This is a genomic window from Halalkalibacter wakoensis JCM 9140 (genome assembly GCF_000513095.1).
In the GTDB taxonomy this organism is placed as follows: Bacteria; Bacillota; Bacilli; order Bacillales; family Bacillaceae_D; genus Halalkalibacter; species Halalkalibacter wakoensis.
Genome location: NZ_BAUT01000047.1, coordinates 22192 through 30854, shown reverse-complemented (window position 1 = coordinate 30854; position 8663 = coordinate 22192). Strand labels below are relative to the sequence as shown.

The 8663-nt window shown below is 38.0% G+C and carries 6 protein-coding genes; 2 read left to right on the top strand and 4 right to left on the bottom strand.

All coding sequences use genetic code 11. The features are described from left to right. The first annotated feature begins 727 nt into the window (after positions 1-727). Both JCM9140_RS15520 and JCM9140_RS23865 read left to right on the top strand, forming a co-directional pair. On the top strand, positions 728-1039 hold the full coding sequence (locus tag JCM9140_RS15520) for a hypothetical protein (protein ID WP_156314897.1): 312 nt from the start codon (positions 728-730) through the stop codon (positions 1037-1039). 9 nt (positions 1040-1048) lie between these two features. Then, positions 1049-1189, top strand: a complete 141-nt coding sequence (locus JCM9140_RS23865) for a hypothetical protein (RefSeq protein ID WP_156314896.1) — start codon at positions 1049-1051, stop codon at positions 1187-1189. Between the two features lie 103 nt (positions 1190-1292). Here JCM9140_RS23865 and JCM9140_RS15515 read toward each other — a convergent pair whose 3' ends face one another. From JCM9140_RS15515 to JCM9140_RS15500, 4 genes are all read right to left on the bottom strand, one after another. Continuing rightward, positions 1293-2345 (bottom strand): NAD(P)-dependent alcohol dehydrogenase, encoded by a 1053-nt coding sequence (locus JCM9140_RS15515; protein WP_034748481.1) that lies wholly within the window; start codon positions 2343-2345, stop codon positions 1293-1295. A 244-nt stretch (positions 2346-2589) separates the two neighbouring features. Next, the gene (gene ltrA / locus JCM9140_RS15510; RefSeq protein ID WP_034748478.1) at positions 2590-3873 is read right to left on the bottom strand and encodes a group II intron reverse transcriptase/maturase; all 1284 of its coding nucleotides are present in this window, start codon (positions 3871-3873) and stop codon (positions 2590-2592) included. A 541-nt stretch (positions 3874-4414) separates the two neighbouring features. After that, on the bottom strand, positions 4415-7285 hold the full coding sequence (locus JCM9140_RS15505; protein ID WP_081727722.1) for an endo-1,4-beta-xylanase: 2871 nt from the start codon (positions 7283-7285) through the stop codon (positions 4415-4417). Between the two features lie 583 nt (positions 7286-7868). Continuing rightward, positions 7869-8513: a hypothetical protein gene (locus JCM9140_RS15500; protein ID WP_034748475.1), complete on the bottom strand. Its 645-nt coding sequence runs from the start codon at positions 8511-8513 to the stop codon at positions 7869-7871. Positions 8514-8663: the final 150 nt, after the last annotated feature.

Here is an 8663-nt window from a genome sequence, read left to right as displayed (position 1 = left end):
AGTTTCAAATATAAATAATAAAAAATAAAACGCTTTCATACTCAACAAAAAAGAAATTAACATAGCTTCATTCAAAATTTTAGAATTCAAATGTCTTTCGTTCTTTTTTGAAAGCACCTTTCGTTTTTTAAATTATATTACATCAACTTTCGATTAGTCAATTTATTTTTTCGTTTTTTGTTTATTTTTTTACATACGAAAACAACCGATAATAAACAAAATAATTAAACAACTTGGATTTTTTTGATATTCCTTTCATTTTCTCAACAAATCTTTTTTTAAGAAAACCTTGTTATTTATATAACACAGATTTATCAACCTCTCTAGTTTGAATTGATTCTAAAGTTCTTTGTTTACTTCACCTAACAATCATAAGCTACTGAAGAGTAATTGTAAAAATCACTAAAGTTACCACTACCATTTATTAGCTGTTGGTCGTACGGATAAGTCTCGTAACCTACGAATTAGTACAAATCATCACCAATACATATACATTCAAGATACAACAAACCTCATTGAAGGAACTAGATTATTAAGAAATTATTGGTCAAGTGAATCAAGCCATATGGCGCAACACATGCTAAACTTTCATGCAACCGTTTCTACGAGTGGAACGTTTGGTTTAATGATTCCTTATTAATCTTTGGCTCAAGAAGAATTTGTCACAATTGAAGCGACTCCCAGATCACACGGTTCGTTACCAACTCAAAGCAGGGAATTATACGCCGTGAACTTTGAACAAATGAAAGCGGATCTCGTTATCCAGGGGTCCGATGGTTCTAGACAATTAGAATATAGAGTCTACCCGAAGGTGCCAGAATTAGAAGTACCGGAAGATGTATCGCTAACGACCGATCAAGATGAGACAACGCTCATCCTCCCAGATGACATCCATTTTGACTTTGGCGAGAGTTTTTTTAAAGAGGAAGCAATCGAATTAATTGATCATGTATCTAATATGCTAGATGACATAGAAGCAGGAACGATTATTGAAATCGAGGACATACCGATAGCGATGGAGATCCAAGCTACAACTTAGATCTTTCCATTGAACGAGCAACATCCGTCATGGTATTTGCTAGAACAAAATGAATTGGATCATCTTGAATTCCAACTAAAAGGTTTTGGTGAAACAAAACTAATTGCTTCAAATGACGACGATGAGAAAAACAGAGAAACAGGCGTGTAGATCTAGTGATTAATCCTAATGAATAATGCACAAAAAAACTCGACAAAGAAAGTCTTTGTCGAGTTTTTTGTGAGATAAGCTCGCCTTACCTGTCCCCTTTACCCTATGGTCTTATCATAACTTTAATAGCATTTGTTCGATCGGATATTGCCTTTTCAAAGGCTTCTTTTGTTTCATCCAAGGAATAATAGTGTGTCATCATATTTTTCAATTCTATTCCTGCTACTTTACATTGAGCAATCATATCAATAGCCGTTTGATAGGTATTGGAATAGCGAAACACTCCAAATATATCGATTTCTCCTCCAACAATTTCGTTAATATTAAGAGTTGCAACGTCTTCTGGAGGTAAGCCAACAATGACCACTCTTCCGCCTCTTTTTACTGAAGTGAAGGCAGATTGTAAGGCCTTCGCATTGCCTGCTGTCTCCAAAGCCAGATCCACATTTTTTCCATCTGTAATTTCAGCAATTCTTTCAGCAAGATTCTCATTTTTTAAGTTTACCGTATCTGTTATGCCCATTTTTTTGGATAATTCTAGACGTGATTCTTCAAAATCTACACCTATGATCTTGCTAGCACCTGACAAGTGCGCAACCACTGCACTTAACATACCGATTGGCCCCATCCCCATAATAACTACCGTTTCTCCTGCCTGTAATCGTCCTCTCCTCATCGCATGGATTCCAACAGAAATCGGTTCAGCCATAGCTGCCTCATCAAATGACATCTCATCAGGAATAGGAAATACAAAATCTGACCGAATGGCAATATATTCACAAAAAGCACCATCGTATGGTGGTGTTGCCAAAAATTCTACTTCTGGACATAGATTGTATTTTCCTGATTTACAGAACTCACATACCCCACACGTCACACCAGGTTCAACCGTTACTCTTTGTCCTATTTTTAAATGCTTTACTTTTGAACCAATTTCAACTATTTCACCAGAAGATTCATGCCCTAATATTATCGGTCTCTCTACAATAAAATTCCCAATGCGACCGTGTTGATAATAATGAACATCTGATCCACATAAACCAACGGATTGTACTTTAATTAGGACTTCATTACTTGCTGGAATAGGGATATTTCTATTTTGTAATTCAATTTTTCCTGGCTCTAGTAAAATGGCAGCCTTCATTTGCTTAGACATATTTCCTCCTCATAGTTCGAGATAAATAATATTTTCATTTTTCAAACACTTCTACATACCTGCTTACTTTCCCTTTAAATTTTTCTCTAATTTCTTTTTACATTCATGCAAATAAATAATGATCAATTGGTTGTTCTAGTAAATTAGGAAGGTTTACATCGAGTAGGAGGATAATCATTAATTGATTATCCGACCTCTCACACCACCGTACGTACGGATCCGTATACGGCGGTTCAATTTCATACTAAGCATGTACTTTGTTATAATGTTGAACACAGGAGATTAGCCCAAACCTGGCTAATCTCTTATTTGTGATCGTTGTGCTGAGTACCCACGAGTAAGCAATACGGACTGCACCCTTGCTGGTATGGCTATACTTGTATGCATTGTATCTTTCCATTCCCAGTTTGATTAGGTTCTTCCTTCGATTCTTGGCTGTTTTCCACTTCTTCCATATACACGTTCTTAATCGAACTCTTATATGGGCGTCTATCTTACCAAGCACCGTTTTCATATAGCCAACTTTGAAGTAATTAACCCAGCCTCGTATCACTTGGTTGATTCGTTGAACCTGAAACTTCGTTTCAACACTCCAGTTCTTCCTCGTTAGTTGCTTCAATTTGTATTGGAAGTTCTCTACTGACTTTTGGTGCGGTTTTGCCTTGTATAAATCTGATTGATAATCTTTGAAGAAACCAAAACCTAGAAATTTCATATTAGGGTCATTTGGTCTTGTCACTTTTGTTTTTGTGCTATTAACGATCAAACCCAACTTTTCTTCGATGAACTTTGTCACTGACCTCATTACTCGTTTTGCAGCCATTTCGCTTTTGACCATAATAATACAATCATCTGCATACCTTACGAAGCGAAGTCCACGACCCTCGAGTTCGATGTCCAGTTCGTTAAGCATGATGTTACTAAGTAACGGAGATAAATTTCCTCCTTGAGGAGTTCCTATAATCGTTTCTTTATATTCTTCATCAATTTGTACGCCACTTACTAAGAACTTACGGATGAGTGAAATGACATCACCATCGTCAACTGTTCTTGATACAAGGTTCATCAGTCTATCATGGTTTACTGTGTCGAAGAAACGTTCTAAGTCAATATCCACAATCCAATCGTGTCCATCATTCAAATAATCTAGAGTTTGTATGATAGCCATCTCGGCATACCGATTAGGTCTAAATCCATAGCTATACTCACTAAATGTCTTATCAAACATAGGTGTAAGGATTTGTGCTATCGCTTGTTGAATAACCCTATCTTTGACCGTCGGAATGCCTAAGAGCCTTACCCCTCCATTGGGTTTAGGGATTTCAACCCTTAGTACAGGTTGAGGGTTGAATGTTCTTTGACGAATCTGAGAAATGATTTCATCCTTATTCAACGCCATATATGCTCCTAGTTCTTGCACGGTCATTCCATCCACACCAGCGGCACCCTTATTTCTTTTCACCTGCTTGAATGCTTGATTTAGATTATCTATATCCAGAATTTTATCTAGTAGTTTTCCTTCATACATGCTTTGTTATTTCCTTTCTGTCTCGTAAAGTCGGTATCCACTTTTCCGCTTAATGCCAGTGGTCTATTTCCTCTTCCAATCGAGATTTCTATAACGATGAAATTGTTCAGCCCTTCGCTCTTTCTAGCTTTCGCTAGATGTCTTCACTACTACGGCTTCTGCTGACTTCTCACTATCCAGTCTTGTATCACTACAAGATTTTGGTGCAGACCAGTGAGACCTCCCCAGTTAAGGTGCGAACTCTTTCCCTCCACCTATCTGCCATATATACCCCGTATGATTAGAGTAGCTATCGGATTTCAACTTCTTTTGCAGTCTTGTCCTCATACGTTGCCTCTTATATGATTTCTGTTCGTCAGACCAGAGGTTTGCCTCGAGCTTCCTTCAGATTCCACGTCGCCATGGACACCCTTGCTTTTGGCTATGTACTTACCGCTACAAGGTCGTACTCGGGACTTTCACCCGTTAGAGTTCGCCCATGCTGGGCGAACAAAAGAAGCAAGAGGTTTCCCCCTTGCTCCAAGCAAATTTTCTATAAATCTTACTTATTTTGTCCTTGTCCTTTGTTTGAAACCTCACGTGCTCTGTCGTTTGCTTGCTTAGGCAATTCATTACGAACTTCACGTGCTCTGTCGTTTGCTTGTTCTGGTAAAGGCTTCTTACCATTCTCAACCGTTTCTGGCTCTTGAACGTCTTCATTACCTGCTTTTTTCAAAAGAAGCTCACCAAATACAGATGTGTCCATATAACCGCTACCGATTGCATCATTCCACGTAGCTGATCCTTGACGAGCACCATTTCTAGCATCGTTAATTTGTACATCGAAACCAAGCTTTTGACCATCAACAGGTGGGTCAATGTGTCTTAAAGGAATTTTCATTTCGACCAAGTATCCTGTTCCAGTTCTAGTTGTTGCCGATTCAAATCCTCTGCTAGCATCTTCTGGATTAAACGATGCTTCATTGTCAAAATTCACTCTGTATTGTCCATCATCATATTCATAGTAAGACGTTTTGCCATTTGTTTGATCTAAGAATACTTCAACTGAATCTTGTTCCCAAGGGTATGGACTAGATTTATCTAACTCACTGTCGCTAACCTCGACTAAGACATAAAGATTTTCACTATCCCAAAGAGCTCTCGCAACCCCTGTCGCTCCTTGCCAAGCCGCCAAATGCTGGTTAACTTGGATACGCTCTGCTTCATTCCAAATTGGATCAATCTCTCCATCAATTGTAGGAGTACCATATAAAGCAGTAGCTTGCTTTGCTTCAATCTCAATAGGTGGATTGTCCGCAATAAAGTTTACAGGATCCATAACAGCTTCATACGCAAGCTTTGCTTGTAAGTTTCTATCAAACAATAATGGGCTTGTTGCCGCTCTCCAACTAGTTGCATCATTTAATCCCCAGAATGTAACACGAGCAATCGAATCAGCGTGCTCTTTATACAAGTTGAAAAGTTGAGCGTATAATAACGCTTGTGCTACTCTGTCACGTTCTGATTGCTCATGGTTGCCTCCAGCTTGGATGTCAAGCTCCGTAATACTTACTTCTACACCGAGTGTGATAAATCTTTCTAATGATTTTCTTACGTTTTCATGATTTGTGCTTAAGTTGTAATGACCTTGCATACCCATTCCATCAATTAATAATCTACCATCGTTTTCTGCAGCATATCGATCATTAATTTCTTTAATCATGTGATAAATCGCTGTCGCTTTGTTTTGATTGTCATCATTGTAATCATTGTAATAAAGCTTGATATGGTCCCATCCGTTATCATCTAGAACCTTTCTTGCAGCTAAATATGATTCTTCTACATAGTCAGGTCCAATGGCATGATACCAGTTCGACTGACGGAGCGAAGCTTTCCAATCCGTAGGGTTTGGAGGGTTGTTGCTCATTGCTTCATTCACGACATCCCAACCAATGACTCTGTCGCCGAAATGCTCCATTACTTTTTTAATGTGATCTTGCATATTTTTTAGTGCTTCCTCACGATTTAATGGAACTCTTTCACCAGCTGCATTTGTTGTTGTGTTCATCCAATCAGGTGATTGCTGATGCCATACTAGAACGTGACCAAAAACATCAAAACCTTCTGCTAATGCTTTATCGACTAAAAGATCCGCTCCAGAAAAAGTGAAGTTGCCCTTTGTCGGTTGGAGTTCACTTGGTTTCATCGCATTCTCAGCAGTCACAACATTGTGATGCATCTTTAGTAATTCAAGTCTAGCGCCTTCTAAATCAGAAGAAGTGATAGCGTTTCCAATCAAGAAATCATTTTGATACTTCTCTTTAATTGGTGTAATATCTTTTTGGATCTCAATTGGACCCGAAACTTCTTCAAAACTTACATCATCGATATAGAAAGATGCCGTGCTGTTTGAACTTTCAATATAGAGTGTTACATGTTCATCTGGAACTGCGTTAAAGCGATATGTTCCTTCTAATTTGACCCATCCATCGTTTTGGCTAACAGATTGACTGGCAATTCCATTGTAACTTGGGCTCGCACTACCAACTTGTGTTGAAAGCTGAAGTGTTGCACTTGACGGTGAAATCAACTTCACCCATACAGAAACGTTGTATTCATAGCCAACGTCAATGTTTTGCGCTACATTGATGGTTGGACCATGCCAGTTTTGCGTTCTACCTTCTACTTTTAATGCCTTAGAATGTGAGGTATTTCGATTTTCTACAGTCGTTACGGTTAATGTCTCATTACCTGAACGTCCTGAAAATCCATTCAGCTCACCATTTTCAAACGTAATCGTATCAAATGGTACCGCTTTCTCTCTTGTTGGAGGTGCAGGTGTTTCATCATCTGAAGATCCTACTTCGGTAATGACGATACTTCCGATGTAGAATGGAACAGTTGCTCCGTCATCATTTGACTGTACACGAACTCTCGTATCATTCGCATTCGATCCAACGGTATACTCGCCTGTCATCGTAAAGGCTTCGCCAGCTTTAAAGTTAGCACTTGCTAACCAGCTATAGCTGTCTACCGTTTGAAGAAATGCTTGAGAGCCAGCTGGCACAGTAACATCACTGTCCACATAACCTGTTACCGTGATTTTATATGTTTTACCACTTTGCATTCCTACATCACTAAAACTAAAGTCAACTGCATCGAAGTCTTTCGATCTATTTGTTACATGTAAAGCTCCACCATCTTCATTACCAGTAAATGTTTTACCCGTAACAGCCGTTAGTGCAGCATTACCAGATTCCTTGGCATGACCTTTTCCATTAACAAATGTTTCCTGATAAACCGTTTTCGTTTCTGCTCCTGTTGCAGCTTCCGCACTTGTAGCAAAACCAAATCCTCCAACTGGAAAAATCAGAGATACTACAAGTAACAAAGAAAGCAGTTTCGTGAACTTTTTATTCTGTTTTTTGCTCATATGTTAGGCTCCTCTTTCTAAGATGTAAAGAGAAAAAGTATAAGCGCTTTCGTTAAGCGTTACATTCTCTCTTTCATAGAGCAATTGTAAACGGTATCATTTATAAATTCTACTAGAAAAAACGATAATGAAAGAATGGGTTTTAAAGCACCAGGTCTTTTGTACCACCGACAAATTGCTAGATTCCCCCGCCAACTTCACGGCACAAAATAATAAAACCCCTTACGCTTAATCAGTCGCAAGAGGTCATATTTTTAATAATATAAGTTTGTTTTTAAGATTTTCTTAGCCGTTTTTTCTTGGGACTTAATGAGACCTTGTAACAGGTAAGATAAGAATTTCATGTGAATTCCTTCTTTCTTTGTTAGTGTATCTTCATTATGTACCTTTCCATCTTTTTCTTCAAAAAGCATATCTCTCCAAGAAAGCGGAAACAACGGTTATGAAAACGGTAAGCATTAAGATATAGCTTACTTTTTCTTAGAATTTAAAGGTTTTCTGGTACTTTATTGTAAAGAAAAAAGAAAAGAAGCAAGAGTCCACCTCCTGCTTCCAAACTTCCGACTTTTTTCCTATCCTTTAGTTATTTAATGCCTTCTTTTAGAATACTTGAGGAATCTAAACAATCACACTTTTCATTCATACACAGCTTGAACTTCAGTAAATACGGTCGAACATCAGCTGGTTTTTCAAAGGAACGGCTCGAAAAATATCCATCCGTATTATTATAATTTTTGACTACTAAATGATGAAACGTCTCATCATTCACTACTTCTACATGCTTAAAAAACTTTGGAGAAGCAAAATAGTAGCTATTCATTTCTCCAATGTATAAGATTTCTCCACCAAAGCAATAATGAAGAGCTTTCAATGTGTCGTAGGATGGACAATAATACGAATTAGCAGGCGGTGGTGCACCCATAATGAGCAAGCGAATGTTGTTTTCTGCAGCTTCAAATCGCAACACTGTTTCATAGGCTGACTCTGCTACAACACCATCGGGATTTCTTTCCCATTTTTCCGTGATAGCGTCTTCATAATCTTCACTAGCAAATAATAATAAGTCGGATACATGGCTATTTTTCTTCAACCCTAACTGCAAACCTAATTTTCCATCACCAGCAAAAACCTCTACGACTTCATCAAGTGGAATTTTTTTTGTTTGTAAGTATTCACCAATGCCGTCAATGAACTCCGTTGATAGATTAATATAAGATGGATAGTTCATATTATCACCCTCACTTTATATTTCTTATATTCTTTACTTACTCATTATTTCCTTTTAAAAATAACAAATCTATTGTGAGGAAGGCAGATTTTTAAGGTTTTTATAACGTATTATAGGGTCTGGGGCAGAAATTAAAAACGTAAGCGAGGT